Origin of the sequence: Halorubrum persicum, assembly GCF_002727125.1 — an archaeon.
Taxonomy (GTDB): domain Archaea; phylum Halobacteriota; class Halobacteria; order Halobacteriales; family Haloferacaceae; genus Halorubrum; species Halorubrum persicum.
Map to the genome: position 1 here is coordinate 1 of NZ_NHOA01000146.1, position 1,544 is coordinate 1,544.

The following is a 1,544-nucleotide window of genomic DNA, read 5'->3' on the forward strand; positions in this document are numbered from 1 at the left end:
CGTTCCAACTCAGACGAGAATCTACCGTAAACCTGGACGAGAAGCGCTCAAACACGCCGTCAAAGCGACTCTCTGAAATCAACAATGTGCTACACAAGAGCGTTGCAATGAAGTTCCGTGTCTGATCCATCACCGTTGAGACATCCGAGTCGGAATAGGATGGGCTCTCGGTAACCTTCATCCACCCCTCCTGTAATGCCTGGTCGACAGAAGACTCATCAGGGGCATACGCGTCCAGTGCTGGATCACCAGTCACCTCGGCATACACTTGTGGCGAGATACGGAAGACGGTATCACGCTGACGGGCTTCACGAGCAAGTGCTTGGAATCGCGTACTGTCACGTCGACCGCAACTAATGAGAACCGACGAATCGATGAAGACGACTTCTCTGTCGCGTTCCATATCGGATCAGTCCTCGACGACAGGGCGAAGTGCATCCAGAATGACGCCTGCTTCCAAGGGAGAGAGTTCCTGTTCACGAGCCATAATCTGGTGCGTGACAGACCCGTCAACGTACTCGCGGGCGTATTCGAGTGCGACGGCAAGCCCGTCGAGTCCGTGGCGATCAACGTACGTATCGATGTCGTCGTCCCGCATCTGACGGGCGATCGCCTCGACTAATTCCGGCGTAATTCGTCGTTTAGCATCGCCTGCGACCAGTTGGAGGTCTATCTCGTGAGCCGTATATTCTGCCGGTCGACCGTCATTCGATTGCTCAATGAAGCCTGCGGCTTCAAGATCGTCGACGTATTCGTAGACAGTTCGCTGCGGGAGATCGAGTGTCTCGACGATATCCTGAATCGTTGTCGCTGGGTGATGGTCAATATAGGTATAGATCCACGCTTTACGTGGGTTTCCAAGGAGCTCGAACGCCTCACCACCAATATCGAGCGGGGTATCCCAGTCTGCTTCTCTCGTTGCCATCTCTAATAGCGAATTGCACGCAAATTGCAATAAGTCTTATTGAGACAGATCTGCCACGACGAAACTGTTGTTACTGGCATCATCTCGACGAGTGCCTGAGAGATCTTCGTAACCACTGTGACATCTTCACGGGACACAACGTGAGGAAATTTGCCTAATCTAATGAAGCGGTTGTTAAGTGTCTGGTATCGTCGACAATTGGCGTGCAAGACTTAGAGGACGTGATCAGCAAGTGATATTTACAAGATTGCCCACCGATCTTCTTAAAAACGGCTTAGGTTTACAAGTCGACAACATCTATGTTCAGGTAATAGTATGGATCCAGTTCGGGAATCACCTGAAGGGAATCAAGCACCAGTTTACTATGAATTCCCGCAGTGGGCTTGGTTTTCTACGTTCTTTGTTCACCTTATTGTATTCCTTATCTTGTTCTCGATACTCGGACCAAAAATACCTCTAGAGCCTATGAAGTTGCTTGCAGCAATCAAATCTGTAGAGTCTATGGAAGTACTTGTAGTATGTACATTTGGTGTATCTGGTTCGATATTTTTGCACGAATCGGTTCATTATCTAACCGCTAAGCGTTTCGGACACAATCCAGATTCAGTACTTCACAAAG

Annotated in this window: 2 protein-coding genes and 1 pseudogene; 1 reads left to right on the forward strand and 2 read right to left on the reverse strand. The window is 49.4% G+C overall.

Annotated elements, in window-relative coordinates:
• Positions 1-403: pseudogene (locus DJ69_RS18685) on the reverse strand (hypothetical protein); the annotation flags it as partial.
• A gap of 6 nt (positions 404-409) precedes the next feature.
• Positions 410-925 (reverse strand): winged helix-turn-helix domain-containing protein, encoded by a 516-nt coding sequence (locus DJ69_RS15690; protein WP_099256467.1) that lies wholly within the window; start codon positions 923-925, stop codon positions 410-412.
• 315 nt (positions 926-1,240) lie between these two features.
• Between DJ69_RS15690 and DJ69_RS18690 the strand changes: the two genes are divergently transcribed.
• On the forward strand, positions 1,241-1,544 hold a 304-nt coding region (locus tag DJ69_RS18690; protein ID WP_218962333.1), incomplete at its 3' end, for a hypothetical protein.

Excerpts from the sequence above, each read along its gene's own strand:
- DJ69_RS15690 (WP_099256467.1), bottom strand. The coding sequence starts at position 925 with ATGGCAACGAGAGAAGCAGACTGGGATACCCCGCTCGATATTGGTGGT.